This window comes from Paraniabella hibiscisoli, assembly GCF_022512515.1.
Classification (GTDB): Bacteria; Bacteroidota; Bacteroidia; order Chitinophagales; family Chitinophagaceae; genus Niabella; species Niabella hibiscisoli.
Genome location: NZ_JAKWBK010000001.1, coordinates 96,251 through 122,405, shown reverse-complemented (window position 1 = coordinate 122,405; position 26,155 = coordinate 96,251). Strand labels below are relative to the sequence as shown.

Genomic DNA, 26,155 nt, shown 5'->3' with positions numbered 1-26,155 from the left:
GCCTTTCCAGGAAATCAGGGTTCATGCCATTAATTTATATAGTTCCTTAGATCAGGCGTTTTTGATCATGCTGGCAGCAGGCTTTGTGGCACAGTTGGTAGATGGAGCACTGGGCATGGGATATGGAGTTGCCAGTACTACCATACTTCTTTCTGCAGGAGTAAGTCCGGCTGCTATAAGTGGTAGTATACATACGGCGGAAATGTTCGCCAGCGGCGCTTCGGGCTATAGTCATTACAAATTTGGCAACGTGAATAAAAAGCTATTTAAAACACTCTTATTGCCTGGGGTGATAGGTGCAATAGCCGGTGCTGTTTTGTTGGTATACCTGGGAGAGAAATATGCAGATTGGATAAAGCCATTACTGGCATGCTATACCTTGTTCCTGGGGGTTAAAATACTATCCAATGCATTCAAGAAAAAGGTGCAGAAAAAGAAATTTAAACGATACGGAGCATTGGCCGGTGCAGGTGGTTTCCTTGATTCATTTGGCGGCGGCGGATGGGGCCCGTTAGTGACAACTACGCTTATAACCAAAGGGCGTACACCAAGGTTCGTTATAGGTTCTGTAAGCCTGACTGAATTTTTTGTTACTTTGTCCAGCGCCTTTACTTTTTTATTTTACTAGGAGTGAGCCACTGGCAAACGATCTTAGGCCTCATTATCGGCGGGCTGATTGCGGCTCCGCTGGCGGCCAGACTTGCGGGTAGATTACCTCGCCGTACCGCGTTTATTCTCTTGGGTGTACTCGTGATTATATGGAGTGCCAGGATCTTAATAAAGTTGTTATAAAAAATAGTACAGTAAAGTTTTGGAATTTAAAATCTATACGCTTTACTTTTGCAGTAGTTCTTTTCAATCTCTTATCAAGAAAGGCAGAGGGTAATGGCCCGATGAAGCCTTGACAACCTGTTCGCAGCAAAGCTGTGAAAAAGGTGCCAAATCCATCTCCGTAATAGCGGAGGCAGATAAGTCAGCGTTCAGCTTACAAGTATTATTTAGTAAAATAGTAAAAGCTCATCCTGATTCGTCGGATGAGCTTTTTTGTTTATACTAAGCTCATACCCGATGTTTTTCCTGATAAGGTTTGATGATCATACATTTTTCATCTTTAAAAACAAATCAGTTATGAGCAACAATGCAACACAAACCATTCACAGCATCCCGGTAGATCCTCTTACAGGTTCAATCGCAGTTCCTATTTATCAAACATCCACATTTGTGCAGGAAGCGCCCGGCGTTAATCTCGGTTACGACTATTCAAGAACGAATAACCCCACAAGGGCCACGTTAGAAAAGATCATTGCAGGTTTAGAAGGCGGGAGTACAGGCGCTGCATTTTCCAGCGGGTTGGCAGCTATTGATGCTGTAGTAAAGCTGCTGCAGAGCGGCGACGAGATCGTGGCAGTAGACGATATTTATGGAGGGGCATTCAGACTATTTACTCATGTGTATGAGAAATTTGGGATTAGCGTAAAATACGTAGATAGTACCAACGCTAACAATGTATTTGAAGCTATCACCCCGCAAACCAAATTGGTATGGATCGAAACACCAACTAATCCCACATTGAAAATATCAGATATTGCTACCATCGCTAAGATTGCCAGGGCCAATAACTGTTTGCTCTGTGTAGACAATACGTTTGCATCTCCGGCATTGCAACAGCCGCTATTGCTGGGCGCCGATATTGTAGTACATTCTGCAACCAAGTACCTGGGAGGGCATTGCGACCTGATAGCCGGTGTGGTGGTTACAAAGACGGAAGAGTTGGGCGCTAAAATAAAGTTTATACAAAACGCCAGTGGTGCTGTTTTGGGGCCATTCGATTGTTGGCTGATCATAAGAGGGATCGAAACATTACAGCTCAGGGTGAAGCAGCATTGTATTAATGCTTTGGAAGTAGCCAGGTACCTGCAGCAGCATCCTGCTGTTGAAAAAGTTTTTTATCCAGGGCTGGAGCAGCATCACAATCATGAAATTGCGAAGCAACAGGCTAGTGGTTTTGGCGGGGTTGTGTCGTTTACGTTAAAAGAAGATACAGAAGATGCGGCTACCCGGTTTGTAACTGCTACCCGATACTTCAGGCTCGCCGAAAGCCTGGGTGGCGTAAAAAGTCTTTTATGCCATCCGGCTGCAATGACGCATAAGAGCATTCCTGCTGAAAAGCGTAAAGCTGCCGGAGTGAGCGATAGCCTGATCAGGCTGTCAGTGGGTTTAGAGGAAGCCGCAGATCTGATCAGCGATCTTGAGCAAGCCTTTGGTCAATCAATATCTGAGCAAGCCAATGACGTAAACACTACAAGTAAAGTGGAGGCAGCATAAAAGTGAAGGGTAAAAAAATAATTATAAAATATTAGTCTACTTATTTGGTGGACTAATATTTTCTTTCTATATTTGCTTTATCAATCTATAATAATTGTTACAGTTTACAACATATAGTTTTTACAACCGCAGCAATCGAATGCTTGCCTTGCCAACCTGTATATGTTGTTGTTGTTGCTAATGCATTTCCTTTTACTGGATCACCTACAATTACTAATTCTCCTTCTTTTTCTTTCATCTTTTAAAGCTTATTATTATGAGTAACGCTACACAGCAGTTTCATTATTATGATGGGATAACATCATTACACACACAACATTTAAATACACATGGCGTTTTGCATTTCAAGCAATTTGTTTCTGCACACACAGTGAAACAATTATTATACGAGGTAAAATCGGTAGAAACTTTTTTACTGGATAAAGGGGCTACTGTAGTGAATGGCATTCCTTTAAAATTTGGATCGGATGTAAACGGAGCACCACTGATACAGCGTATCGCTTTTGCATCCCAGTATAGCCAGGTGCTTAAGGAGTTTTTAAAAAGCGATAAAGTGCAGCAACTGGTCAACCTGCTGGGCCCCTTCAATGGCCGTATAGGGAGACTGAAAAAGATGGCCTGGTAGTGAACCATTATCTGAATACCGAGCACAGTGGTTTTACCCGCCTTGGATGGCATACAGATAGTCCCAGGGATCTGTTTCTTGGCTCCCGTATCAAGCCTATGTTGAATGTGGGTTTGCATTTAGATGATTGCCCTCAAACGAATGGAGGCTTGCGGGTATTGGCAGGAACGCATAATAAGGGACTGTTTACGCTGTTCTTTAAGAAAAAACTTTATTGATCACAAGCCTGATGATAATGAGGTAGGACTTGATATTGAAGCGGGAGACCTGACCGTACACGACGGGCGTTTATGGCACCGGGTACAACAGTCGCCCCATATAGGTGAGCAGAGTCGCCGGCGCGTAATGTATATACCGGTAGTAACGGGTGCGTATCAACCTAAAAGCGAAGCCAGCGGAACACCTTTTTATCATAAACTGGCAAAGCTGGCATTGTCGAAACCCAAAAAGCAGGCGGAGCCTCAGTTTACACCAGAGTTAACCCCCTCTATATGATACCCATTTTACTTTTTACTTTAATAAAAAAATATATCAAGCGAAAAAATTGGAATTAATATGTCGTACGCACTAATAACCGGTGCTGCAAAGGGTATTGGTAATGCTATTGCAGTTGAACTGGCGAAACAGAAAAGAGGATTAATATTAATAGATATTGATGAGCGCCAACTATTGGAGTCCGCGCAGTATATCAGGGATAACCATCATGTAGACGTAGTGACGATTGTACAGGACCTGAGCCATCCGGGCGCTGCCGCAACCATATTTGAGCGAACACGCTGGTATCATAACTATCTGAACGTTATTGTAAATAATGCAGGTTATGGTTTGAATGCCCCGTTTACAGAGCTGAATATAGACGACCAGTTAAACATTGTGGATGTTAATATAAAGGCGCAGCTTCGGATCGCGCATGCGTTTGTTCCGGTGTTGAAGAGTTTTCCCAGTCTTACCTGCTGAATGTAGGAAGTACTACCTGTTATCAGTCTGTACCCTATTTGTCAGTATACGCGGCATCAAAGGCTTTTGTAGTTTCTTTTACCCGTAGCCTCAGGTTTGAGTTAAGAGATACACCTGTTTCAATCAGCTGTCTTATCCCTGGTGCTACTGACACTGCATTTGTAACAAGGGCGGGCATGGCGGCTCATACATTAAAAACAGCAGACAGGTTTAATATGACACCACAGGCTGTAGCTGCTATTGCAGTAAAAGGATTATTTAAGCGCAAGGCGGAGATCATACCAGGATTTTCCAATAAGGTAAATGCTTATATAACCAGGTTTGTGCCCAAGATATGGGTAGAGAAAGTGGCGGCCAATATCTATAAGCCAAGGGAGACAAAGCCTGCGCTCCAACAAGAGGTAGCTACGCAATACTAATCCTTTCTTTTATAAAGCCGCGTGGCCGAGTGGTGTAGGCAAAGGTCTGCAAAACCTGTTACGGAGGTTCGAATCCTTCCGCGGCGTCATTAAAAAATATTGAAATGCTATATAAGTGGCCGGGCATTGGTGTCGCGGTAATAAGATATTTTGTGCAGGAACATTGCCGCCATTTTATCGCCGCGCCATTTGGCCTCATCAGCCTTTTTGCCTTTAAAATGCAAGTCAATTGTGCCATACCATAATTGTAGCCAGGTATCAAAATGTAGCTGTTCTACGGGGAGCTGTGCATGTGGAGGAAAAGGGCTGCCCAAATAGGTATGTTCTTCCAGCAGTACCGTTTGCCAAAAGCGATACATTTTTTCCAGGTGCTCCGGCCATCGATCTCCAATGCGCTGATTGAAGATGGGGCCCAGTAGTTCATTGCCTCTTACCGCTGTATAAAAATTATCGACCAGCAGTTGTATGTCGCCGATGCTTTGTATGTCTTTTGTTGCATTCATAATGCGCTTGTTTAATAAAATACTTTTTTGTCTTTTATTTGTTCAAAAAAACTAGCGTTTCAGAAACGTAAGTTGATGCTCCAGCTCCTTGGATAAAGTGCCTATGCGGGCTTTATCCAGCATGCGTTGTATGCTGCCTCTTACTTTTTAAACTCATGGTGAATAGGGCAGGGGTGCGATTCAGAGCACTGCTTCAACCCCAGGCCACATCCGCTGAATATTTTATCTCCGTCTATCGTTTTCACAATATCTGCCAGGGTGCATTGAGCCGATTGCTGATCGTGATAAAAGCCGCCATTGGGGCCTTTTGCCGATAATACCAGGTTTTTTCGGCTGAGATCCTGCAGTATCTTGGCAATAAAATGCTCGGGAGCCTCTATACTCTTTGCAATATCCTTAATGCCTACCCGCTCTCCCTCTCTCGATTTTTGAGCGATAAAGATCATAGCACGTATGGCATGTTCGCAGGTCTTGGAAAACATCTGAAGTGAATTTGTACTGCAAAGTTAAGATAAAAAATAATAAAAGATAAAAAACTCTTTTATTGTAGAGTGCTAAATGTGCGTATGAAAAAGCCCGCAGTTTTAAATTGCGGGCTTCTACCAGTTTTTATAATGAATTGCACTAAAACCGTGGCTGCTTTTGCGTGGTTGGTCCGTCTACGGTCAGTATTCCTTTAGTAACTTTCATACGGTCGATAAATACTACCCGCTCATCACCTGTTTTGCTGGTGCGGCCATGGTATACGCATAACATGGTTTTCCCATCGGGCGACCAGGTGATACTATTGTGCCCTGTGCCGGTGACAATGCCTCCCTTGGCTGTGTTCTTTTGTAGTACAGGGTTGTTGGCGGCTTTTTAAAAGGCCCCAGCGGACTCTTTGAAGTGGCATATCCTACAGCATAATTTTTACCTCCAAAATAGTTGGCAGAGTACATCATGTAATAAGTGTCCCCTTCTTTAAAAATAAAAGAACCCTCTGTCCAGCGGCGGTTAACTTCTTTTGAGGTAACAGAAAGACTTTCCCATCCGGCCTGCGGATCATTCATTTTAACAGGAGGGCGTAATAATAAAACCGGTTCGCCAATCACACCACTGAAATCACTTCTCATTTCTATCCCGTATACCCAGCTCTCTTCAATTTCCTGATACCAGCCTTTTTTACGTGCCCATTTAGCTACATCGCTTTCAACCGGATGCTTATAGCAGCATCTCGAATAGTACAGGTAAGTTTTGCCATTTGCCGCAAAGAATACATTGGCATCTATAATAGGGTATCCCGGGTCAAAAATAGGTTTGTCCTGCATGTCAATAAAAGGGCCTGTGGGCTGATCAGCTACGGCAACGCCAATTTTAAAATTCTCTTCTTCCTTGGTCGGATTTACCTTCCAGTGGGCGCTGTAAAACATATAGTATTTTCCGTTTCGCTCGTATACTTCGGGCGCCCAATAGGAATGCTCGCCCCAGCCGTTTTTATTATCTCCGAAATAAACCTGGCCCTCGCGCTTCCAGTCTACCAGGTCGTCAGATGAATAAGCTGCAAAACCATTTTTAGCCCCGGCCCCGGTGCCATACATAAAGTACTTTCCACTTGCCGCGCGTAGTATATAAGGATCTCCAAATTGTACGTCTAATGGATTGCTAAAGGTTTTGCTATCTTGGGCATATAATACCGACAATAGAAAAAATGCTAATGCAAGCAGCGAAAATCGTTTAATGATCATATCTTTTTTATTATTGATTGTTCCTTTACCAGAGGGTTTAAGAATTTTTTAAAAATAAGTAGTTATGGTAATATAATTAGGGTGCCGATGTCAATTCATTCATGCTGAACAGGAGATCGCTGATGCGCCCCTGGTAGGTTTGCAACCGGCCGCTTAATTCCTGGCCCTGCAAAATACCGCAGGTTACGAAGCCGCTTCCTATTTTAGTAAGATCTTTATTAAGTGATGCTTCAACCACCACACGATTGTTGAACTTTATGAATAGCTTCCCGCCAGCTGATAATTGTAGCCATAACTGTCCTTTTGTTTCATCGAGCAAATTGCTTTCTTTAACACTGCCGTCGGCAAGCTCAATGCCTATTTTTCCCCGGTAAGCAAATAGCCTGAACTGGTTAAAATAGCTGCAAACTATACCTCCTTTATCAATGTCTTCCAGGTAGCCTGTAATATGTAACAGGTCAGGGTTCCAGCGCTTGCGGTTAAAGGATAGGTCCATCGCGCTGGCTTTTTGCACAACATTATAGCTCTTGTCAAATAACCGGGGCAAAGTGCCTTTTATTATCATGGCTTCTGTTTCGCCTTGCCGTTTCAGTTCTTTATCCAGTAAGGCAGACATTTCTTTGAGTTTTTGTAAGATGCAGTATTGGCTGCCAGGTTTTTAAACGATACCCTGTCATTGTTTAAATTGAATAACTCCTCTGGCGGACGATAACTATAGCGGTCCAGCAAAAACTTGGCGTGCACATCTGTGGTTGCTTTCTCTACCCAGGAATCGAAGTAAAACTCATTCCTTTCTACCTGGTCAATATGCGTAATAAAACGCAGGCCTGGGGGTAGTTGCGGATATAATGGTAGCCATCGGCGGTAATAACAGATCTTGATGGAGTGTAGTTATACCAGTAATGCGGCTCCATGGAGGTTTCCGCAAAAATATAAGGGCTATGCGTGGTTGTTTTACCGGTTAGTACATTCTTAAAAGAACGCCCATCCAGTTTGCTGATCGCCTGTCCACCTGCAATGTCGATCAATGTGGGTGTAAGGTCTACCAGGGAGATCAATGCATCAGAACGGGAGCCTTTGGGCGTTTGGCCGGGCCAGCGTACTAATAGCGGAACTCTTAAGCCTTGGTCATAAACCGTCCATTTAGCCCCTGGAAACTGGGCGCCCTGGTCGGCAAGAAACATCAACATTGTATTGCCAGCCTGACCAGACCGGTCTAATGCCTGCATTACTTCTCCCAGCATTCTATCTGCTTCTCCAATACTCTGGTAATATGCTGCCAGGGCCTGACGCGTTTCTTTGGTGTCTGCCAGGTATTCCGGTAAGTTTAGTTGGGAGGGATCAAAGTCTCGGTTAGGAAACCAGGGTACATGGGGTACCCAGGAGCAACAACCAGGCAAATGGGCTGTTCCGGATGTTGATTAAAATGTGTCTCTATGGCCCTCACTGTTTCCTTTTTTCTATCCAGGCGATTTTCTACCGGGCTATATTGTCCAAACTCCTTACCTATATGTTCAAAAGGAAAGTTCTCCAGTGGCGCCATATGTATCTTGCCCGATATCACTACCCTGTATCCTTGTTGCTGCAGGTAATGGGGTAAACTTTTGATACCTGCATGAACGGTAAAGTGGTTCATTTGGGCGCCGTTTCGGAAAGGGTAGAGGCCGGTAAACATAGCGCTGCGCGAGGGTGTGCACATGGATGATGCCGCATAAGCGTTATTGAATCGCATACCCTCTTTGGCCAATTGATCCATGTTGGGTGTCTTAACTTCCCGGTTGCCATAAGCTCCTATATCCTGCTGGTTGAGATCATCAGCCAGGAAAATGATCATATTAGGCTTTCGTTGTGCGTGCAGTGGATATAAAAAAGCGCTGAAGATTAATAGGGTTATCCCCGTAGTAACTAATCGGATGGTATGGTTGGCTTTCGTCATGCTCGTTAAAAATAATATGAAAAGCCATAACACTGTTAATATGGCAATTGCTATTTTAATGCCAGGACATATCCACACATGCTGGTAAGGGATAATAAAAAAATCCGGCAATTTCAAAAGAAGTCAATAAGCGCTGGATTTTTTGGTCAATCTTTTACGTTTTCGTTTCATGGCCAGCAATAAAAAAGCTCCACATCGATGTGGAGCTTGTATGATAGTATTATGTTGATCTTAAGATTGTGTTTCACCTATTGCTTCTACACAGCTTTTATTAATCACGCGGGTAGTAAACCCCTCCTTACCCAAGCTCACATATAAAGAGCTTACTTTTAAAACTTCATACACATTTTCAGAGCGTAATGGACCTGCAATTGTCACTCTGTCACCTACTTTCAATTTTTCCATATCATTAATTTTTATCAATACCTCAATATACCATTTTTATGCCAGAATCTTTGTGAAAGAAGTCTTAAGATTGAACTTTACCCATAATATCACCGGTATTATTACGAGGATATGACAAATCTCTACCCTAAGAGGTATTTAAGGCAACCCTACTTGTAAATATTTAAAGCGTTCAGGTGATTTTATTTTAAGTATCATCGACGATGGTTTTCTTTTATTCACTTATTAGTGAATAATAAATACTGACATATTATTGATTTCGGCGCGTACCTATAAGGTTACCAACCTTATTAAACCAGCCTTCGAATTTTTTTGGCATTTGCATGTCAAAACATAAGATGCGTCTCAGTTCTGTCTGATATTGAAGAAAGTTGACAATTAGGCAAAGTGATGGAGCGTACTTATCATAAAAATCACGGATACTTTCGAGCCCTTATTTATAAAGAAAATGTTTTATATTACTTTACTCCAACTAAACCAAGCTAGCTTAAGTACCGGTCTTTTCATTGTATTCATCATTTGTGTGGTCGTTTGTATCGGGTTTGAATTTGTGAATGGCTTTCAGATACGGCCAATGCTGTAGCAACCGTTATTTATACCAAAGCGCTCAAGCCGCAGGTAGCGGCGCCCTGGTCAGGGTTCTGTAATTTCCCCGGGGTTTTAACAGGAGGTATAGCCGTTGCTATGGGGATTTTAAAATTAGTTCCCTTAAATGAGATCATGGCCCAGCCTATTGCATCCGGTGCATGCCTGGTTCTGGCAGTATTGGTTTCTGCAACTTTTTGGAACCTGGGAACCTGGTACCTGGGTATACCTTGTTCGAGTTCGCATACCACTATCGGATCTATGATAGGCGCCAGTATTGGCTTTACCTACTACTATGGTGGTGGGGTAAACTGGAGCAAAGCCGGCGAGATCGGGCTTTTCTTGTTAATGTCTCCTTTATTTGGATTTGGCGTGGCGATGCTGAATTGTGGAAAGAAGTTTATGAAGTACTCTGGAAGACGAAGAATAGCTGCTGCCAACAAGGGTTTTGCATTAGGCGGGCTGAAGTGTAAAACTCAATAGCAGTTTTTCAATTGAACCTTTGTAATAATATCAGCTTTTGCTGAACTTGAAAATGTTTCACAAAAAGTAGAAATAAAAAAGAAAATATACTTAAAACTAATTTTAACGACAGTTCATTCGACGTAATTGGTTCAAATTTATGCTTGCATAATTTGTACAAAACCGACGAAAGAAAAACTGCGGGTACTGAAATATTTAGAATACTTAAACCCAATGGAATCGTTATTACTCAGATTTTAAAAATACAAGGGATATGAAAAAACATTTGAAGAACTTGGTATGATAGTAAGAAATGAAGGCTCTTATTTTTTCGACCCTTTTCCACCTATAACAATTATTGTTGCGAAAAAGAAATAAAACTGTCAATGCCAAAGGCATGCGGAAAGTCTATAATTCAAGTTTTGTGCTTCGGTTGAAACTTGTATTTTAGTTGACGGTTTTCGGATTCGATTTGCCAACCATCGCGAATTCAGAAGCGTTAGCTGTAATTGTTTAAGTCGCCCTGCGGAAGACTTAAACCAGATGGGCGGATTCCCGCCGCAAAAAATCCTCTACCAAAATAATAGTTGACTTTTTCAACCTTATTGCCTTACTTTGTATTGTTGACTTTTTCAACTATTTGTCTTTAAAAAAGGAATATGGAACCGATTGTGTTGTCAGACATCCAGATTAGGAATACGTTATTACCTGGCGATTTGGGATATATTGCCTATATGCACGGTGATTTATATGCTAAAGAGTGTGGTTATGGAATAAATTTCGAAGCCTATGTGATGGATGGCTTAAAAGATTTTGCGAAGGAGTACCAACCTGAAAAAGATAAAGTTTGGATTTGTGAACATAACAATAAAATCATTGGCTGTTTAGTTGCCCAACATCGTTCCGAAAAGATACAATTTCGCTATTTTATCTTTCTCCCGGAATATCGCGGGATAGGTTTAGGAAAGTACCTGATGCAGCAGTTCTTGGCGTTCATGACGCAAAAAGGCATCAAAAAAGCTTATTTATGGACAACTGAAGAACAACAAGCAGCTATGGCGTTGTATACCCGGTTTGGGTTCCAGCTTACGGAAGAAACTACTTCCGATATTTTCAATAAATCCATCCGTGAATATAGATATGACCTGGAATTGGCATAATCAGTCGCAACCCAATACCAATGAAAATGAAAATAAGGCAGGCCGTCATCGAGGATATCAGGATCTTCAATCGCTATTATACAAAACTACTTGGCCTTTTGGATAACCGACTTCTGGATAGTCAATATTCTCTTGTAGAAGCCCGGATTCTTTTTGAAATACATGCCTCGGGGAGATCAGTGCCTCGCAGATCATATCTGAAATTGGTATTGACAAAGGATATCTTAGCAAGGTGCTGAAACACTTTGAGAAAACAGGACTAATTTCAAAGCAGTCATCGGAGGCAGACGGGCGAGTTACTTTGCTTTCATTGACGGCCGCAGGAAAAAAACATACGCTGAATTGAACTCCGCATCAAACACGCAGGTCGAGTCGCTGATTTCTAAACTGAGCAATTACGATCAGCAACAACTGACGGCGCATATGCAGGCCATCATGGGGCTACTGTCCCTGAACGACGACAACAAGCAGGATGCAAAAGAGTAACTGATTATCAACTGAAGAGGCCCCTTTTTAATTGGGCGCTACTCTTCTCTATTCATTATAATAAGTAAGTGATAAAATTGGTTAAAAATAAATATCAAAATAGGTAAATAGCCCTTATTTGCTGATCGATTTTTGTGTTGTCAAAGGCTTCTTTTGTATATAATGAATCGGCTAGTTAACCAATAATGGATGGTATAAGACTAAAGGAGCAATTACAGTGCGATAGAATAGTATCAATGGCTTGAATGTGCATTTTCTCATGAAAAATTAAAAAAAGTCATTGCTAACTATAGATCGGGCCACGCCCGGCGTGTTGCCAAAAATTGGGCAATAAAAAAACCTCGCAATTTTGCGAGGCTTTGTGGGAGTTGACGGGCTCGAACCGCCGACCCTCTGCTTGTAAGGCAGATGCTCTGAACCAACTGAGCTAAACTCCCTTTTTTGTTTCCCTTTGTTCGTAATTGGGAGTGCAAATATAAGAGCCTATTTTTTATCAGCAAAAAAAATACAAATTTTTTTGCAAATTGCAGCTATGTCAAATTACTACTGCGATTTTGTAAAAGGAAAAGGTAAGGGAACGGTACATGAGCATTATCATGATCATGAATACGGGTTTCCTATGCATTCTGATAATGAGCTGTTCGCCCGCCTCGTGCTGGAGATCAACCAGGCTGGTTTGAGCTGGGAAACCATTTTAAAAAGAAGGATAACTTTTACAATGCCTTCGATCAGTTTGATATTGAAAAGGTAAGTCGCTATAAGCAGAAAAAGTTTGATGCATTGATGCTGGATGCAGGATTATCCGCAACCGGCTCAAAATAAACGCAGCCATCGAAAATGCCAAAACGATCATCGGCTTGCAAAAAGAATCCGGCTCCTTCAAAAACTGGCTCGATCAGCATCATCCAAAGACTAAAGAAGAGTGGATGAAGCTGTTTAAAAAGACCTTTAAATTTACCGGCGGCGAGATCGTAAACGAGTTCCTCATGAGTACAGGTTATCTCCCTGGTTGTCATAGCGAAACCTGTCCCACCTATAAAAAGATTGCTAAGCTGAAACCGATGTGGATGAAAGTGAAGAAGTAACCGGCCTGCCGATAGGTAAAGACTTGCTACATTTATCATTTAATATTTTACATTTTATGTTATCTTGTAGTCCTTCACTAAAACAATACTATGTCTGCTGAAAAGTTTAAACAGTCCTTAAGCCTTTTTGATGGTACCATGATCGTTGCCGGCTCCATGATAGGTTCCGGTATTTTTATAGTAAGTGCAGATATGACGCGCAGCGTAGGTAGCTCGGGCTGGCTGATTGCTTTGTGGATCATAACCGGTTTGATGACCGTTTTTGCCGCGGTAACTTATGGCGAATTATCTTCTATGTTCCCGAAAGCAGGGGGCAGTATGTATACCTGAAAGAAGCCTATAATCCTTTTACCGGTTTTTTGTACGGCTGGAGCTTTTTCTCTGTAATACAAACCGGCACTATTGCTGCTGTTGGTGTGGCTTTCAGCAAATTTGCAGGATATTTTATACCGGCGCTAACCCTGGCCGATGAGAATATTATCTTCCAGGCTGGCTGGTTTAAATTGTACCCGGCCCAGCTGGTCTCCATAGCACTGATCATTTTTTTAACCTATGTAAATACCCGGGGAGTAAAGGAAGGAAAGATCATACAATCCGTATTTACAGTAATAAAGCTGTTCTCTCTGTTTGGATTGATGTTGTTTGGGTTTTTGCTGGCCGCCAAGGCAGATATCTGGAATAATAACTGGACCAATGCTTTTGATTTTAAATTTACCGAAGCGGTTACAGATGCCACAGGCAAGCAGATAGGGTGGTCGTTGTTTAAAGAACCCTCTTCCATTTTTCTGATGATTGGATTGATCAGTTCCGCGATGGTGGGTTCGGTATTCAGCAGTGTAGCCTGGGAAAATGTAACTTTTATCGCAGGAGAAATTAAAAATCCCAAAAAGAATGTAGGGTTAAGCTTGTTCCTGGGTACTTTGATTGTGATCATTATTTATGTACTGACCAATGTGATGTATACGGCTGTATTGCCTTTAACCCCTGATGCATCCGCAGGTGTTGCCGCCTATGCTACGGAAGTGGCTGATCCAAACATCGCTTTTGCAGTGCAGGATAGGGTTGCAACGGCGGCGTCCTCCAATATTTTCGGACACTACGGAACGGCCATCATCGCCATTATGATCATGATCTCCACTTTTGGTTGTAATAATGGACTAGTGCTTACCGGGGCAAGAGTGTTTTACACCATGGCGCAGGATAAATTATTCCTGCCACAGGCGGCTACTTTGAATAAGAACGCTGTTCCTGCCTGGGGCTTGTGGGCGCAATGTTTATGGGCCAGCCTTTTGTGCCTAAGTGGCAAATACGGGCTGTTACTGGACTATGTAGTATTTATTACCCTGTTGTTTTATATACTTACCATTTTAGCAGTATTCCGTTTACGCAAAACCCGACCCGATGCGGAGCGACCTTATAAAGCTTTTGGTTATCCTTTTATACCCATCATTTACATCTTAATGGCAGGTACTATGGCCCTGGGGTTGTTGTTTTATAAACCTACTACTTCTTTATTTGGGCTGGTGATAGTAGCCATTGGAATACCTATTTATTATGTGTTTATGAGCAGGAGAAAAGTGGGAGAGTAGATACTTCAATTAATTGTGTCAGTGTATTTCAGTCACTAGGGGTTACAGTAGTCGGGATTTAAGTTGTTGAAATTGTGATGTTATAACTTATGGATAATAATTCACGGACTGACAAGTCTTTCAAAAACCTCGCATCTTTTGCCGACGAAATTGCTGTAGAATGTCCGCACTGCAAAAAACGGGCAATTGTTTTTGCAGATCAAGGTGACTATACTGTTCCCTATTCAACAAGGTTCAGGGCCAGATTCAGGTGTAATAATTGTTACAAACCAATTGATGAAAAATTATGGTATGGTCCTATTTTCATTCGACCAGTTAACGCCAATTGTGGTTATTGCGGAACCCGATTGATAAGAAGTAAGAAAATGGTAGACAAGCTGCAAAGCAAAATTGAAGTGAAGTGTACCGGCTGTGAGCAGGAGAAGAAATACGACGTCCATTACTCTTTAACTTATGCCAATAATAGACAAGCTACCGATCCTTATTTCGGCCTTCAACTCTGGCTACAAATTCCATTTGATAACAATATTTTATGGGCGTACAATTTTGCTCATTTGGATTATTTGAAAACCTATGTTGGCGCTAAGTTGAGAGAAGCCGTAAGTGGAGGGAAGTATAGCCTGGCGTGGAAGCTTCCCAACTTTATAAAGACAGCTAAAAACCGGGAAGCAATTTTAAAAGCTATAGGCAGGCTTGAAGTGAAATAAAATAGTCAGTCGAACATATAAGAAACTCAAAAGCTAAACATGGAAAGAGACAAACCTATCAATATCTCATTAACCGGTAATAATAGCCACCAGATAAAAATTCCGCCTGGGCAGGGGAGCTTTTCCATGGGCCTTGCGGGGATGGATAAAAAGAAGTTTGATGTATTAATAGAAGACGATTTTCCCGTGAATTGGGATGCTTTTAATGAACTTTATACACCCCATGGACAGCAACATGCAGAAAAATATCCTTACGGAGACTGGCCCAGATTTTTTCATTATTGGGGTAAGGATACCGGCTTTGTAACATGGTCAGCAAAAAGGGCTATTGAAGACTTTTCCTGGCATCCCGGCCAGTCCGTTTCTGTCGATTTAAGCAATGCCGGTATTCGTAATCTTTCCGTTAAAGCAAATGAGCATCCTGTAGAATTAGTATTAGGTAATAAGACCAGCGACCGGTCGGCATTGCAAACGCTGGCCTTAGCGGGCAATATTCATTATTTTAAAATCAAAACAGATCGTTCTGACATATATCTGAAGCTCAATCCCGATACCCTGCACTCCAGATCAGCAACTCCTTACCAGTTGCCGGTTTTTGCATCTTTGGCTAAAATCAATGCACTTGATATTACTGTTGCACCATTAGGTCAGGCTTTTGATTGTGAAAGCCTGTTGCAGTTTCCGCATCTTGCCAGTCTGAATTTATCGGGAAATATTGTCAATACACATTGCCTAAAAGAGCTTCGCCAGCTGGAGCGATTAGGAATCAGGTATACACCGGACCTGGAAAATTTTCCTTTGCTACATTCCTGGGGGCAATTGAAATCTTTTATCGGTTGGAATATTGAAGCGGATACAGGCAAAAGATTAAATGCAGAATTGAAGTTGTTGGCAAAACAAAAAGAGCTGGACTATTCTTCTGTTTCTAAATTGCGCAGCAAGATTTGGTTTACCACAGAGTATGGAATACCGTTTACTAACTGGGACGGCAAAAAAGCAGCTACTGCTACAAAGGCTTATAAAGCGGCTTTGAAAGCGATCGGTAATGCTAAAGCTGAAACAGAAGTGTACCATTCAATTACTGAGCTGGTACAACTCATTAACAGAATACCAGGCATTGAAACCGTGGAAAGAGAAGACACCGGCCTAGCCGTCCGGCAACTGGTTGAAGCGTCCTCTTTAAATATACCTCAAGAAACAGCCGATAAATGGTTTGATGAGTTAAGGGAGTTTTAATAGTGAATAGATGAAGAGCGATGATTATAAAATGTATAAGGCAATTTGTTTAAAAGCTTTCAGATTTGAACCAGGAAATTAAAATAATAGCGTTTGAAAAGGCACATCAGCATGATGTCGATATCATGATGGAAAACATCGCCCTGGAATTTAAAGAGCCTATATTTTCAGTGGGCTCCCAAAAGATAATCGATGTGCATGAGTTGCCGGGAAATCAATTCTGGGTGGCGATGCATCAAGATAAAGTAATAGGCTCTATTGGGGTAATTCGGCTAACCGAAGGCAATCTTGTATTGAAGTCGATGTTTGTGGATAGGGGCTTTCGCGGGCAGGGAGCCAGCTCTTTGTTATTAAACCATGTAATTAGTTGGGGAACGGGAAATAATTGCAAGCATATTTTTTTAGGTACCATGTCTCAATTTACAGCAGCACAAAAATTTTATGAGAAGAACGGGTTTGTGCAATGTGGCCCTGCTGATTTGCCGGCAGATTTTGTTGGCAATACTTTCGATACGATTTTTTACAGGAGGCGTTTAAATGATCCATCCATTAATACGATAGCGGAATGAAGTATATATTAACAATCCTGCCGGTTATGATACTGGTAAATTTTGCCCTCGGGCAGGCCGAAAAGCCATCTTATAAAACAGTAGCAGATAGCTTCGAGCTCAATTACAATGCGGATAATTATGATGCTATCTATGCAAAGTTTTCGCCGGAAATGCAAAGTGGCTTACCCATCGGCAAAACCAGGGAGTTCTTAGCGGGTTTGAAACAGCAGGCAGGAAAAATAACGAAAAGGGAGTTTGTGAACTATGAGCAAACCTATGCCTCATATAAAACAACTTTCGAAAAAGCTTTATTCGCCATCAATATTTCAATTGATCAGCATGCTAGAATAAATGGCTTGTTTGTGAAACCTTTTAAAGAAAACAACCTGCCTAAACCTGAAAGAAATAAAACACTGATGGCACTGCCCTTTAAGGGACAGTGGACGGTAGTTTGGGGCGGCGATACAAAAGCATTGAACTACCACATAGAACACGAGGCGCAAAAGAACGCTTTTGACCTGGTGATCACTGATGAGAAAGGGAAATCTTACAGGAATAACGGAACCTCTAACAAGGATTATTATGCTTTTGGTCAGGAGCTTCTTGCTCCTTGTGACGGGGAAGTGATGTTAGTAGTTGATGGTATTAAGGATAATGTGCCAGGAACCATGAACCCGGTTTATGTACCTGGTAATACAGTGATCATTAAAACGGTTCATGATGAGTATTTGTTCTTTGCTCATTTCAAACAACATTCCATAAAAGTGCTGGAGGGCCAGAAGGTTACGAAAGGGCAGTTCCTAGGGCTCTGTGGCAACTCAGGAAACTCATCTGAGCCACATCTGCATTTTCATATTCAGAACGCAGAGGATATGAATATTGCGACGGGTATTAAATGTTATTTCGATAAGATCATTGTCAATGGCATGGTAAAGAAGGATTATTCGCCCATTCAAAAGGAGAAAATCAGTAACGGGAAATAATCAACGTAGTACTGTTCGCCGGCTTTAAATTGTAAGCTAGATGAATGAAATGGAAATAGTTTACTGGCGGATCAAATAATAAAACAAAGAGCATACTAATGTCGCAAGACGATAAAAAATACTTGTTTACATCTGACCGGCCTGGTTTCCGAAATTGGGAATCGGCGGATATCGATCCCATGGCTCAGATAAATGCTGATATGCAGGTCATGGAGTTTTTTCCATCTATCGCAACGAGAGAGCAAACGACTCAATTTATTGAGCGGATGAAAAACCAGTTTGAACAGAAGTCGTTTTGCTATTTCGCAGTTGATCAACTTTCAACCGGAGCATTTGTTGGTTTTATAGGGCTCTCCGAACAAGCTTATGATGCTGACTTTACGCCATGTATTGACATCGGCTGGCGATTAAAGAGCAGCGAATGGGGGCAGGGATTGGCAACAGAAGGGGCGATGCGATGCCTGGATTATGCCTTTGAGAACCTGGGCCTTGAGCAGGTATATGCTATAGCGCCTAAGATCAATGTGAAATCGGAGCGCGTGATGACAAAAATAGGGATGAAAAAATATTATGAGTTTGCTCATCCCTTACTAGCCGGTAATGCGAGATTGCAAACTTGCGTGCTGTATAAAATCGGGAATCCGTCAATCATTGTTGTATTGATTGATGACTGGTGAGGTTCTAATAATAACATCTGTTCGTTTAGGGAATGTTCGATATGTTTAAATATGTGAATAGTGTGTGGATAACTGCTGTTCAGTTTGTCTATGTTACACTGAAAAATTGAAATGAGGATTGCTGATTATGGGTCTGTAAATCGTCGAAATCATACTTAAAACAGTGAAATTAAAGCAATAATAGCCTTTTTGTGAGCAAAACGGCTGCTTCTCCAACCTTGCTAAAAACCATCAAAAAGCGGGTTCTTTAATAGGCTATTTTCCACAGGGCTTCTTTAAAACCTGTGCATAAAACAAAGCCCCCGCTAGTATTTACTGGTCTATATTCGCCATTGCAATAAAAGTTTTTTAGCGTGAGATTAAAGAGTTTAGAAATAAAGGGTTTTAAAAGCTTTGCCGATAAAACCATCGTGAATTTTGATGATAATATCACCGGGATCGTGGGACCGAATGGTTGCGGTAAATCCAATATCGTGGATAGTATCCGTTGGGTGATAGGAGAACAACGCATCAGCAATTTGCGAAGCGAAAACCTGGACAGCCTGGTTTTTAACGGGTCTAAAACCCGTTCGGCCAGTGGCCTGGCAGAAGTGAGTCTCACTTTTGAGAATACGAAGAACCTGTTACCTACAGAGTTTAATACCGTTCGTATCACCCGTAAGTTCTATAAAAGCGGGGAAAGCGAGTACCGGTTGAATGATGTGCAGTGCCGTTTGAGGGATATTCAGAACCTTTTTATGGATACGGGTATCAGCACCGACTCTTATGCTATTATTGCCCTGGACATGGTGGATGACCTCATTCGCGATAAAGAGAACAGCCGCCGTAAGATGCTGGAGCAGGCCGCCGGTATTTCCATTTATAAAACCAGGAAGAAAGAAGCCAAAACAAAACTCGATGCAACAGAGCTCGATCTGAACCGGATCGAAGATCTTTTATTTGAGATCAATAATCAGTTGAAAGCCCTGGAAAACCAGGCGAAAAAGGCGGAGAAATATCATGAGATTAAGCGCGATTACCGCGAGGTAAGTATAGAACTGGCTAAATCAGCATTGGAAGGATTTAACCTTACGTATAAAGACCTGACTGAAAAACAAGAGTCGGAATCTGAGCGTATAGCGCAATTGGAAGCAGCAGTGGCAACCGGCGAAGCGGCTTTGGAAGAAGAGAAGCTGGTATTTGTGGAAAAAGAACGCGCTTTGCAAAGTATGCAGCACGCTTTTAACGAATTGCAGCAAAAGGTTCGTACCAAAGAGGGCGATAAGAACCTGGCTGTTCAGCGGTTGCAGTATTTAAAAGAAAAAGGAACCGGTTTGCAGGAGTTCCTGGATAAATCGGGAGCCCAGTTAAAAGGTATAGAAGAGAGTATTGGCTTTACGCAATTGCAATTGGATGAGGAGGAAAAAGCCTATGAAGGTTTAAACGAGCAATTGGAAAACCTGAAGATAGAAGCCGATGAGAAACGTGGTATACTTGATTCGAGACGTAATGCCTTGGAGGAGATCCGCCTGGAAAATCAGCAGGTGCAACGTAGCCAGTTTGAGGCAGAAAAGAAAGTAGCCGTAGCTGATACTTCAATCCAGAACCTGCAAAGAGCGGTTCAGCAAATTGAGCAGGAGACCGAACAAAGGGCTGCGACTTTTGAAACCCTGGATGCAGAGCGCCAGCAAAAAGAAAAGGTGCTGGATGAGCATAAGCAGTCTTTAGAACAGCTATTAGCGCATAACGAACATACCAAAGAGCAGATCCTTCAAACACAAAGTGTATTAGATGCTTTAAGGAATGAAATGGCTGAAGAAAGCCGCAAGCTGGATGCGAAAAAGAATGAGCATGATCTGTTAAAGTCGATGATCGATTCGATGGAAGGCTATCCCGATAGTGTAAAATTTCTCCATAAAAATAAGGAATGGAACTACCAGGCCCCTATTCTGTCTGATATCATTTATGTAAAAGAAGAATACCGCACAGCACTTGAGAATGTACTGGAGCCTTATTTGAATTACTATGTGATCAATGACCTGCAACAGGGTTTAGAGGCTGTTCATTTGTTAGGCAATCATAAAAAAGGAAAGGCTAATTTCTTTTTACTGGATAAGATCGGTGAAGCGGTTTCAGCTAACTCGGGTCATACATTGGAAAATGCTACGCCTGCGTTGAGTGTGGTAGAAGTAGATGAAAAATATAGCAACCTGGCCAAACACTTACTGGGTAATGTGTTTATCGCCGAAGGAGAAGAGGCTTTGGAGAATGCCAATGGTTTCACCGTAATCGAAAAAACAGGTCGCTACGTAAAAGGTAAACATACGCTTACGGGCGGAAGCGTGGGACTGATTGAAGGAAAGAAGATCGGTCGAGCTAAAAACCTTGAAAAGCTACAAAAGGATATTGCAGCCCAGGATGCCGTGGTACAAAGTCTGAGAACGCAGATCCAGGCAAGACATAACGAAGTGATCGCATTCAATGAAGACCTTAGAGAAAATGCGATCAAAGAAACAGAGAGAGCGATACAGGAATTAGCCAACCAGGTATTTTCCTCCAGAATAAATTAGAGAATATACAGGGGCAACAAAGCACTGCGCGTAACCGCCTGGAAGATTTGAATGAGCAATTACAGCAAACTCAGTCTTCTGTAGAAGGTGTTCGTCGCGAATTGCAGGAGTTTAATGAAGTAACACAGCTAAATGCGAATAAGCTGGCCGAGGCAGATGAAACCTTTAAAGCAGCGCAAAGCGCGCATGAAGAATCGCAGGGATATTTTAACGAGTTTAACCTCAATGTTACCCGTCAGCAAAGTAAGATCAATGCTTTAAAACAGGAGTTGAACTTTAAAAATAACCAGCTGGATACCTTGCAGAAACAGGTAGAACAGAGTATGCAGCAGTTGTCCAGCACCAGCGAAGATATTGAGCAGAATGCTGCTGCTTTGGTAGCAGTTGAAGAAGAGTTGCTTCAATTAATGCACAGCCGTGAGGCAGATAAGAAAGTGTTGGATGAGGCTGATCAGTCTTACTACAACCTGCGCAGCCAGCTGAGCGAAAAAGAAAGTGAACTGCGTCATAAAACAAAAGAGAAGGAGCAGGTAGATCATCTGCTGGGAGCCATAAAAGACAAGCTGAATGACTTAAAGCTGCAATTGGCTGGCACCAAAGAGCGCCTGAATGTGGAGTTTAAAATTCAGCTTGAGGATATACTGGATGAAGAGCGTTCTACCGAAACCAGCACGGAAGAACTACAGGAGAAATCAGATCGCTTGAAAAAGCGATTGGAAAACCTGGGAGAAGTTAACCCAACGGCAATTGAAGCTTATACCGAGATGAGGAAGCGCTACGAGTTCATTGTAGAGCAAAAGAATGACCTGGTTAACGCAAAAGAAAGTTTACTGAAAACAATTGAGGAGGTTGAGTCAACAGCTAACCAGAAGTTCCTCGACACCTTCAACCAGGTGCGCGAGAACTTCCAGAAAGTATTTAAGTTTTATTTACCGAAGATGACCAGTGTGACCTGGTGCTGGAGAACCCCGAAAATCTTGCAGAAACAGGCATCGATGTAATGGCAAGGCCTAAGGGTAAAAGGCCTACTTCTTTAACGCAGTTAAGCGGGGAGAAAGAACCCTGACTGCGACAGCCCTGCTGTTCGCTATCTACCTGATTAAGCCCGCACCGTTCTGTATACTGGATGAGGTAGATGCGCCGCTGGATGATGCGAACGTAGGTAAGTTTACCAATATGATCCGTGAGTTTAGCGATAACTCACAGTTCATCATCGTTACGCACAATAAAACTACTATGAGCACGGTGGATGTGATCTACGGTGTAACCATGCAGGAGCCGGGTGTAAGTAAGCTGGTTAATGTGGACTTTAGAAGTCTTGCCGCAGCCGGATAAAATCGTCTTAATAAGTAGCAACATAAAAGCCGCAGGTTGAAAAACCATGCGGCTTTTTATATCGTCCTGCCTTTTACGGGTTTAATCCTAGGCCCAGGTTTAAAGTGCGGTGTAGTCTTACAGCTGGTGAAGATGAAGCATCCTGCATTTGCGCCAGGTGATAATAGCGCGTGTAAGCACTCCACTTTTTATTAATGTAATACCCTGCTCCCAATGCTATTGCGGGAGCAATACCTGTAAGTTTAAAAGGCTTGATATGTATTTCGCCCGACCGGGATTGTACCTGTTGGCCCATCAGCAAAGGTAGTTTCCAGGTAGCCGGGGCCTATAAGCCCCTCTATATAGGCTGCTCCGATTTTTCTGCGGTAGCCAAGTGAAGTGTGGACGGCCAACCCTTTTTCCTGTTTTGAATGCCAGTAGTGCATCACCCCGGTACTTTGAAAAAGCTGCCAGTTTTTATGATCGATGTATAAATATTCAGCACCTAACTGAATGCCTTTGCCATCAGATAACTGTCTTTTGAATCCGGGAATACGAATAGATTCAGCGTAAGCTCCTGCTGTCTGCGCGAGCACTTCGGTTTTTATAGCCCAACGACCGGGCGGCTTTTCCCGCGCATACGAAAGAATTGGGAGCGCGCTGATGAAGGCTGCTATAAATAATAATTTCATCTTTTTAAATTTTATTGTCTTGCGAACGCTAAGGCTTTTTCTGCAACCTGGTAGCGGTGTTGAGGATAGATTCGTCGGCAGCGCTTGACAGGAAAATACTTGTCGTATTAGTATCAGGAATATGCATTACCACTACCGACAACCCGCCGCTGTGACCTGCCATTAGCCTGCCATCTTTATAACGGTATTCCCAGCCTAATGTATAGCCAGATACTCTTTCTAATGGTGTATAAAGACGCCGGAAGCTTTCTTTACTTAACAGCTCCTGTTTTTGAAGAGCTTGTATGAATTTAATCATGTCGCCCATACTGGTACAGATTCCGGCAGTAGCATAATCGGCGTAAACATAATTAGGGGTTGTCTTTTTAAAGCCGGTTGCTCCATCTGGCTCGAAAACCTGCGGCTTGTAAGTTCCGATTACATCGCTGGCTGTAAAAAAGTGTGTATGACTCATACCCATCGGAATGAGAATTTTTGAGACACAATGGTTTCATAGGACCGCTCATAAAGTTTTTCCAATACCAACGATAATAATACGTAGCCGCTCTGGCCATATCTTGTTTGATAACCTGGCCTGAAATGCTGAGGTAATTGAGCAGCATATTCCAGGTATTCGTGCCTGCCCATGCCTTCTGCTATTGCAGGATCTAACGCTTTATAATAACTGTTATCCATCACGTCGGCTATGCCATCTGTATGCGATAATAAATGGCTGATGGTTATAGATTGCCAGGTAGCAGGTAAGTTATCGATAAATTCGGAAGCCTTACTGCTCAGGAGTAGTTTGCCCTCTTCAGCCGCTTTCATAACCATTACGCTGGTAAACAGTTTGGTGGTGGATGCCAGCAGAAAGAGGCTCTGATCAGATACAAGGGTATTGGCATCAGGTATTTCATATCCCTGTTGGTAACTGCTTTTAACCTCTCCATCCTGTACCATTGCCCAGGCGACAGGCGCTTTAAAGGGAAGCTTTCTGGTACGCTCTTGTATAAGTCCTGCCACTTCCTGCTCCAGGTGCCTGAAGTTGGCAACCGGGCGATCATGCTTTTCACAAGACTGGAAAAAAGAACTGAGGAACAGGAGGGTAATCGGTATAATTTGTTTCATTGTATTTGTTTGATACAGGTCTTTTGGGTAGATGTTTTATGGAATAAAAAGTTTAGCGCTGAATTTTCCATTGGCCGTTGCCTCAGGCCTGAATTTGTCGCCAACCCCCACATTCGTAATCGTAAAAGTCCCTTCGGCTTTACCGTTACTCAGCCGGGTAACGTTTACATTGCCTTCACTGGGTTGAGGCGGCATATTGGGGCCCGGTATATACATGCTATTGTAACCGGTGCCAGGGGGCAAAAGTGAAAGCGGGTGCCATCCGCTGCCAGGTCGAATGCATGGCTTCCCAATTCTCCTTTCCAGGTAAGCAGGAAATGCCCGCCGCCTTCATCTTCCGGATTAGCGAGGATATACCTGGATCCCATTTTGGATACAGGTGATGCAGGAAAACGCACAGGTGCGCTGCCATTAATGCTTAGCTCAATCCAACCATCACCCATAATGTTTATAGTACTCATGAGTAAGAACTTGCCCGCTACCGGCGCATTAAGTTCAAGACTGATATTGGCAGTGGCTGTTCCATTCACCGATGCAGGCGCCTGGTATTCTACCGACTGGTGATTGCTTTTATTCAGGTTGCCGGGCCCGGCAAGCTCCCAGGATTTAATGAACTTCGATGGTAGTGGTGCCGGGTTGCCAACCGGGTAGCCGGGTTCGTTATAGGGCCCATTGGGATTATTAACAAGTGGCACAAAAAGATTGTCCCAGTCCGCTTCGGTAAAGATCATAGCCCGTATGGTTTTTTTCTCACTGGTTTCCAGGTCAGCCTGGTAAGGCGATAGTGATATGCGGTTCATTAAAGACCAGTCGCTGAAATGGGTACTGTTGAAGCTGATGGTTTTGGCAGTAGCGTTAAAAGAGCTGGCTCCAACAAATTTCCAGATGCCGTCATCCATTTGATAAGCAAGGCCCAGTGTCTGAGGAAGTCCAATACTGTCCTGTAATCCTTCCCACGAATAGCTGATCGTTATCGGTTTTGCAAATAATTGGCCGTGTGGTGTTAAACGAAACGAAGCACCGATACCGGCTATGTTTGTGTTGGTAATAGGCTCCACTCCAACAGTGGTAGGCGCACTAAGCGCTCCCTCCGGAATTTGTATGCTTATTTTACCGTCAACAGATTGCAAAGTTCCACCGCCAGGGCCTATAGTTTTGGTAATGGTTGCGCCCATGGATACACCGGTTGGTCGCTCGAGTGGAGTGATAATGGATGAAGGTTCCTGTGGCACTATGTTTTTTTGCAGCCGCTTAATGTATATATAAGACTCAGGCTAAGTAACAGGCATAGAGGAGCCTGATGAAATTTCAGTTTCATTTTTTGTTTTAATATTTATATGTTGAAGAATGTGTTTAGTTGTATACGTAAGCAGTGCGTAGCGTATAAGCCTCTTTTTTAGTTTGAAACGATCTGTATTTTGTCAGGAGCTCTTTAGGGTAGCCGTCGGTATCATAAGTATATGTAAAAGCATAAGGCTCATTTTCAGGATAACCGCGCAGCCAGGTTTTCCATTGAAATTTTAAGTTGTGCTTTTCGTATAACAAAAACTGGCGGTCCGGAATTTCGAGATGTATATAGGGGTTAATGCAGAAATCATATTCGTATAAACCTTCGGCATGGGCCCCGTTTTCGGTAGTGGCAAGGTCCATTAATACGGATCCGCCACGCATGGTTTTACTAAAATAAGTCATGGGTAAACCCTTTCCGTTATTAGTGCTTGCATCTATACGATAATCCTGGCTAATACCTGACCGGGTCTCCAGTGGCGTATAAGTGACCGCAGTGTGTATGGTTTGTGTATTGGTTTTTTCTTCTATCGAAGCAATTCTTTTTGCAGTATTTTGATACTGCACAGTTGTTGTTTTTATCAGCACATCTTTTTCGTTGTAGCTTTTAATGATACCTATTTTATTGTTGATGTATTCGTAGATATCTTTCTGTACAAGATAGGTAGACATATCGGTACGTTTTCCCCATACCTGCTTTTGTTTTACAAAACCATTATTGTGGTATTCATAATCCGTTTTCGTTATAGGTGTAGATACGCCGTTCACGATCTTATTTTCAAAAACCGATT

General features: G+C 42.5%; 33 protein-coding genes, 2 tRNA genes, 4 pseudogenes and 1 riboswitch. Of the genes and pseudogenes, 24 read left to right on the top strand and 15 right to left on the bottom strand.

Annotation, left to right across the window (positions count from 1 at the left end; all coding sequences use genetic code 11):
• The first annotated feature begins 67 nt into the window (after positions 1 to 67).
• Both MKP07_RS00805 and MKP07_RS00800 read left to right on the top strand, forming a co-directional pair.
• Positions 68 to 628, top strand: coding sequence for a sulfite exporter TauE/SafE family protein (locus MKP07_RS00805; RefSeq protein WP_240844561.1), 561 nt, complete (start codon positions 68 to 70; stop codon positions 626 to 628).
• Positions 629 to 860: 232 nt separating this feature from the next.
• Positions 861 to 975: riboswitch (SAM riboswitch) on the top strand.
• A gap of 153 nt (positions 976 to 1,128) precedes the next feature.
• Positions 1,129 to 2,325, top strand: a complete 1,197-nt coding sequence (locus MKP07_RS00800; protein WP_240844560.1) for a trans-sulfuration enzyme family protein — start codon at positions 1,129 to 1,131, stop codon at positions 2,323 to 2,325.
• A 97-nt stretch (positions 2,326 to 2,422) separates the two neighbouring features.
• Here MKP07_RS00800 and MKP07_RS00795 read toward each other — a convergent pair whose 3' ends face one another.
• Complete coding sequence (locus MKP07_RS00795; protein ID WP_240844559.1) at positions 2,423 to 2,563, bottom strand: hypothetical protein; 141 nt, start codon at positions 2,561 to 2,563, stop codon at positions 2,423 to 2,425.
• Positions 2,564 to 2,581: 18 nt separating this feature from the next.
• Here MKP07_RS00795 and MKP07_RS00790 point away from each other — a divergent pair, with 18 nt between their 5' ends.
• From MKP07_RS00790 to MKP07_RS00775, 6 genes are all read left to right on the top strand, one after another.
• The gene (locus tag MKP07_RS00790) at positions 2,582 to 2,950 is read left to right on the top strand and encodes a hypothetical protein (protein WP_240844558.1); all 369 of its coding nucleotides are present in this window, start codon (positions 2,582 to 2,584) and stop codon (positions 2,948 to 2,950) included.
• Positions 2,950 to 3,168 carry a phytanoyl-CoA dioxygenase family protein gene (locus tag MKP07_RS41895; RefSeq protein ID WP_394803519.1) on the top strand — a complete coding sequence of 73 codons (219 nt, stop codon included), beginning with the start codon at positions 2,950 to 2,952 and terminating at the stop codon, positions 3,166 to 3,168. Before MKP07_RS00790 ends, MKP07_RS41895 begins: the two co-directional genes overlap by 1 nt.
• Complete coding sequence (locus tag MKP07_RS00785; RefSeq protein WP_240844557.1) at positions 3,092 to 3,445, top strand: phytanoyl-CoA dioxygenase family protein; 354 nt, start codon at positions 3,092 to 3,094, stop codon at positions 3,443 to 3,445. The genes MKP07_RS41895 and MKP07_RS00785 overlap by 77 nt, the downstream gene beginning before the upstream one ends.
• Positions 3,446 to 3,505: 60 nt before the next feature.
• Positions 3,506 to 3,907, top strand: a complete 402-nt coding sequence (locus MKP07_RS37400; RefSeq protein ID WP_262919094.1) for an SDR family NAD(P)-dependent oxidoreductase — start codon at positions 3,506 to 3,508, stop codon at positions 3,905 to 3,907.
• Between the two features lie 38 nt (positions 3,908 to 3,945).
• Positions 3,946 to 4,326 (top strand): SDR family NAD(P)-dependent oxidoreductase, encoded by a 381-nt coding sequence (locus tag MKP07_RS37395; protein ID WP_262919093.1) that lies wholly within the window; start codon positions 3,946 to 3,948, stop codon positions 4,324 to 4,326.
• A gap of 15 nt (positions 4,327 to 4,341) precedes the next feature.
• A tRNA-Cys gene (locus MKP07_RS00775) sits at positions 4,342 to 4,413 on the top strand.
• A 20-nt stretch (positions 4,414 to 4,433) separates the two neighbouring features.
• Here MKP07_RS00775 and MKP07_RS00770 read toward each other — a convergent pair.
• From MKP07_RS00770 to MKP07_RS00735, 8 genes are all read right to left on the bottom strand, one after another.
• Complete coding sequence (locus tag MKP07_RS00770) at positions 4,434 to 4,829, bottom strand: group III truncated hemoglobin (protein WP_240844556.1); 396 nt, start codon at positions 4,827 to 4,829, stop codon at positions 4,434 to 4,436.
• A 140-nt stretch (positions 4,830 to 4,969) separates the two neighbouring features.
• Positions 4,970 to 5,311: an RrF2 family transcriptional regulator gene (locus MKP07_RS00765; RefSeq protein ID WP_240844555.1), complete on the bottom strand. Its 342-nt coding sequence runs from the start codon at positions 5,309 to 5,311 to the stop codon at positions 4,970 to 4,972.
• 222 nt (positions 5,312 to 5,533) lie between these two features.
• Positions 5,534 to 6,553 (bottom strand): glycoside hydrolase family 43 protein, encoded by a 1,020-nt coding sequence (locus MKP07_RS00760; protein ID WP_240844554.1) that lies wholly within the window; start codon positions 6,551 to 6,553, stop codon positions 5,534 to 5,536.
• A gap of 76 nt (positions 6,554 to 6,629) precedes the next feature.
• The gene (locus tag MKP07_RS00755; RefSeq protein WP_240844553.1) at positions 6,630 to 7,169 is read right to left on the bottom strand and encodes a hypothetical protein; all 540 of its coding nucleotides are present in this window, start codon (positions 7,167 to 7,169) and stop codon (positions 6,630 to 6,632) included.
• Positions 7,142 to 7,297 carry a hypothetical protein gene (locus tag MKP07_RS00750; protein ID WP_240844552.1) on the bottom strand — a complete coding sequence of 52 codons (156 nt, stop codon included), beginning with the start codon at positions 7,295 to 7,297 and terminating at the stop codon, positions 7,142 to 7,144. Before MKP07_RS00750 ends, MKP07_RS00755 begins: the two co-directional genes overlap by 28 nt.
• Positions 7,298 to 7,347: 50 nt before the next feature.
• Positions 7,348 to 7,953, bottom strand: a complete 606-nt coding sequence (locus MKP07_RS00745; protein ID WP_240844551.1) for a sulfatase-like hydrolase/transferase — start codon at positions 7,951 to 7,953, stop codon at positions 7,348 to 7,350.
• Entirely contained in the window at positions 7,881 to 8,600 is a 720-nt protein-coding gene (locus tag MKP07_RS00740) for a sulfatase-like hydrolase/transferase (RefSeq protein ID WP_240844550.1), read from the bottom strand. Before MKP07_RS00740 ends, MKP07_RS00745 begins: the two co-directional genes overlap by 73 nt.
• 120 nt (positions 8,601 to 8,720) lie before the next feature.
• Entirely contained in the window at positions 8,721 to 8,894 is a 174-nt protein-coding gene (locus MKP07_RS00735) for a hypothetical protein (RefSeq protein WP_240844549.1), read from the bottom strand.
• 546 nt (positions 8,895 to 9,440) lie between these two features.
• Here MKP07_RS00735 and MKP07_RS00730 point away from each other — a divergent pair.
• The 5 genes from MKP07_RS00730 to MKP07_RS00715 all read left to right on the top strand — a co-directional run bounded on the left by MKP07_RS00730 (position 9,441) and on the right by MKP07_RS00715 (position 11,587).
• A complete protein-coding gene (locus MKP07_RS00730; protein ID WP_317235918.1) occupies positions 9,441 to 9,962 on the top strand; it encodes an inorganic phosphate transporter in 522 nt (173 codons plus the stop codon).
• Between the two features lie 86 nt (positions 9,963 to 10,048).
• Positions 10,049 to 10,219, top strand: a complete 171-nt coding sequence (locus MKP07_RS41890) for a methyltransferase domain-containing protein (protein ID WP_394803608.1) — start codon at positions 10,049 to 10,051, stop codon at positions 10,217 to 10,219.
• A 381-nt stretch (positions 10,220 to 10,600) separates the two neighbouring features.
• On the top strand, positions 10,601 to 11,101 hold the full coding sequence (locus MKP07_RS00725) for a GNAT family N-acetyltransferase (protein ID WP_240844548.1): 501 nt from the start codon (positions 10,601 to 10,603) through the stop codon (positions 11,099 to 11,101).
• Positions 11,102 to 11,276: 175 nt separating this feature from the next.
• Positions 11,277 to 11,447, top strand: coding sequence for a MarR family winged helix-turn-helix transcriptional regulator (locus MKP07_RS40835; protein ID WP_317235917.1), 171 nt, complete (start codon positions 11,277 to 11,279; stop codon positions 11,445 to 11,447).
• A complete protein-coding gene (locus MKP07_RS00715; protein WP_240844547.1) occupies positions 11,444 to 11,587 on the top strand; it encodes a hypothetical protein in 144 nt (47 codons plus the stop codon). The genes MKP07_RS40835 and MKP07_RS00715 overlap by 4 nt, the downstream gene beginning before the upstream one ends.
• Positions 11,588 to 11,949: 362 nt before the next feature.
• Here MKP07_RS00715 and MKP07_RS00710 read toward each other — a convergent pair.
• A tRNA-Val gene (locus MKP07_RS00710) sits at positions 11,950 to 12,024 on the bottom strand.
• A 95-nt stretch (positions 12,025 to 12,119) separates the two neighbouring features.
• On the opposite strand from MKP07_RS00710, the pseudogene MKP07_RS40830 reads away from it, so the two are divergent.
• The 11 genes and pseudogenes from MKP07_RS40830 to MKP07_RS00645 form a co-directional block, all read left to right on the top strand.
• Positions 12,120 to 12,435: pseudogene (locus tag MKP07_RS40830) on the top strand (DNA-3-methyladenine glycosylase I); the annotation flags it as partial.
• Between the two features lie 9 nt (positions 12,436 to 12,444).
• Complete coding sequence (locus MKP07_RS00695) at positions 12,445 to 12,672, top strand: hypothetical protein (protein ID WP_240844545.1); 228 nt, start codon at positions 12,445 to 12,447, stop codon at positions 12,670 to 12,672.
• A gap of 90 nt (positions 12,673 to 12,762) precedes the next feature.
• Positions 12,763 to 14,261, top strand: a pseudogene (locus tag MKP07_RS00685) (APC family permease).
• 89 nt (positions 14,262 to 14,350) lie between these two features.
• A complete protein-coding gene (locus tag MKP07_RS00680; protein WP_240844542.1) occupies positions 14,351 to 14,968 on the top strand; it encodes a hypothetical protein in 618 nt (205 codons plus the stop codon).
• Positions 14,969 to 15,007: 39 nt separating this feature from the next.
• Complete coding sequence (locus MKP07_RS00675; protein ID WP_240844541.1) at positions 15,008 to 16,204, top strand: hypothetical protein; 1,197 nt, start codon at positions 15,008 to 15,010, stop codon at positions 16,202 to 16,204.
• 65 nt (positions 16,205 to 16,269) lie between these two features.
• Complete coding sequence (locus tag MKP07_RS00670; RefSeq protein WP_240844540.1) at positions 16,270 to 16,773, top strand: GNAT family N-acetyltransferase; 504 nt, start codon at positions 16,270 to 16,272, stop codon at positions 16,771 to 16,773.
• Entirely contained in the window at positions 16,770 to 17,738 is a 969-nt protein-coding gene (locus MKP07_RS00665; protein ID WP_240844539.1) for a M23 family metallopeptidase, read from the top strand. The genes MKP07_RS00670 and MKP07_RS00665 overlap by 4 nt, the downstream gene beginning before the upstream one ends.
• Before the next feature lie 98 nt (positions 17,739 to 17,836).
• On the top strand, positions 17,837 to 18,415 hold the full coding sequence (locus tag MKP07_RS00660) for a GNAT family N-acetyltransferase (protein ID WP_240844538.1): 579 nt from the start codon (positions 17,837 to 17,839) through the stop codon (positions 18,413 to 18,415).
• A gap of 353 nt (positions 18,416 to 18,768) precedes the next feature.
• Positions 18,769 to 20,964, top strand: coding sequence for a chromosome segregation SMC family protein (locus MKP07_RS00655; protein ID WP_240844537.1), 2,196 nt, complete (start codon positions 18,769 to 18,771; stop codon positions 20,962 to 20,964).
• 47 nt (positions 20,965 to 21,011) lie between these two features.
• Complete coding sequence (locus tag MKP07_RS00650) at positions 21,012 to 21,965, top strand: coiled-coil domain-containing protein (RefSeq protein ID WP_240844536.1); 954 nt, start codon at positions 21,012 to 21,014, stop codon at positions 21,963 to 21,965.
• A 58-nt stretch (positions 21,966 to 22,023) separates the two neighbouring features.
• Positions 22,024 to 22,299, top strand: a pseudogene (locus MKP07_RS00645) (hypothetical protein); the annotation flags it as partial.
• 73 nt (positions 22,300 to 22,372) lie between these two features.
• On the opposite strand, the gene MKP07_RS00640 reads toward MKP07_RS00645, so the two are convergent.
• From MKP07_RS00640 to MKP07_RS00620, 5 genes and pseudogenes are all read right to left on the bottom strand, one after another.
• Positions 22,373 to 22,594, bottom strand: a complete 222-nt coding sequence (locus tag MKP07_RS00640; protein WP_240844535.1) for a hypothetical protein — start codon at positions 22,592 to 22,594, stop codon at positions 22,373 to 22,375.
• Positions 22,542 to 22,970, bottom strand: a complete 429-nt coding sequence (locus MKP07_RS00635; protein ID WP_240844534.1) for a hypothetical protein — start codon at positions 22,968 to 22,970, stop codon at positions 22,542 to 22,544. Before MKP07_RS00635 ends, MKP07_RS00640 begins: the two co-directional genes overlap by 53 nt.
• A 28-nt stretch (positions 22,971 to 22,998) precedes the next feature.
• Positions 22,999 to 23,909 (bottom strand): annotated as a pseudogene (locus tag MKP07_RS00630) (serine hydrolase domain-containing protein).
• Positions 23,910 to 24,241: 332 nt separating this feature from the next.
• Complete coding sequence (locus MKP07_RS00625; RefSeq protein WP_240844533.1) at positions 24,242 to 25,309, bottom strand: hypothetical protein; 1,068 nt, start codon at positions 25,307 to 25,309, stop codon at positions 24,242 to 24,244.
• 121 nt (positions 25,310 to 25,430) lie between these two features.
• Positions 25,431 to 26,132 (bottom strand): hypothetical protein, encoded by a 702-nt coding sequence (locus MKP07_RS00620; protein ID WP_240844532.1) that lies wholly within the window; start codon positions 26,130 to 26,132, stop codon positions 25,431 to 25,433.
• Positions 26,133 to 26,155 lie beyond the last annotated feature (23 nt).

Coding starts and splice junctions, on each gene's coding strand:
- MKP07_RS00805 (WP_240844561.1), top strand. CDS start 68: ATGCTGGCAGCAGGCTTTGTGGCACAGTTGGTAGATGGAGCACTGGGC.
- MKP07_RS00800 (WP_240844560.1), top strand. CDS start 1,129: ATGAGCAACAATGCAACACAAACCATTCACAGCATCCCGGTAGATCCT.
- MKP07_RS00795 (WP_240844559.1), bottom strand. CDS start 2,563: ATGAAAGAAAAAGAAGGAGAATTAGTAATTGTAGGTGATCCAGTAAAA.
- MKP07_RS00790 (WP_240844558.1), top strand. CDS start 2,582: ATGAGTAACGCTACACAGCAGTTTCATTATTATGATGGGATAACATCA.
- MKP07_RS00785 (WP_240844557.1), top strand. CDS start 3,092: ATGGAGGCTTGCGGGTATTGGCAGGAACGCATAATAAGGGACTGTTTA.
- MKP07_RS37400 (WP_262919094.1), top strand. CDS start 3,506: ATGTCGTACGCACTAATAACCGGTGCTGCAAAGGGTATTGGTAATGCT.
- MKP07_RS00770 (WP_240844556.1), bottom strand. CDS start 4,829: ATGAATGCAACAAAAGACATACAAAGCATCGGCGACATACAACTGCTG.
- MKP07_RS00765 (WP_240844555.1), bottom strand. CDS start 5,311: ATGTTTTCCAAGACCTGCGAACATGCCATACGTGCTATGATCTTTATC.
- MKP07_RS00760 (WP_240844554.1), bottom strand. CDS start 6,553: ATGATCATTAAACGATTTTCGCTGCTTGCATTAGCATTTTTTCTATTG.
- MKP07_RS00755 (WP_240844553.1), bottom strand. CDS start 7,169: ATGTCTGCCTTACTGGATAAAGAACTGAAACGGCAAGGCGAAACAGAA.
- MKP07_RS00735 (WP_240844549.1), bottom strand. CDS start 8,894: ATGGAAAAATTGAAAGTAGGTGACAGAGTGACAATTGCAGGTCCATTA.
- MKP07_RS00725 (WP_240844548.1), top strand. CDS start 10,601: ATGGAACCGATTGTGTTGTCAGACATCCAGATTAGGAATACGTTATTA.
- MKP07_RS00680 (WP_240844542.1), top strand. CDS start 14,351: ATGGATAATAATTCACGGACTGACAAGTCTTTCAAAAACCTCGCATCT.
- MKP07_RS00675 (WP_240844541.1), top strand. CDS start 15,008: ATGGAAAGAGACAAACCTATCAATATCTCATTAACCGGTAATAATAGC.
- MKP07_RS00665 (WP_240844539.1), top strand. CDS start 16,770: ATGAAGTATATATTAACAATCCTGCCGGTTATGATACTGGTAAATTTT.
- MKP07_RS00660 (WP_240844538.1), top strand. CDS start 17,837: ATGTCGCAAGACGATAAAAAATACTTGTTTACATCTGACCGGCCTGGT.
- MKP07_RS00640 (WP_240844535.1), bottom strand. CDS start 22,594: ATGGGCCAACAGGTACAATCCCGGTCGGGCGAAATACATATCAAGCCT.
- MKP07_RS00635 (WP_240844534.1), bottom strand. CDS start 22,970: ATGAAATTATTATTTATAGCAGCCTTCATCAGCGCGCTCCCAATTCTT.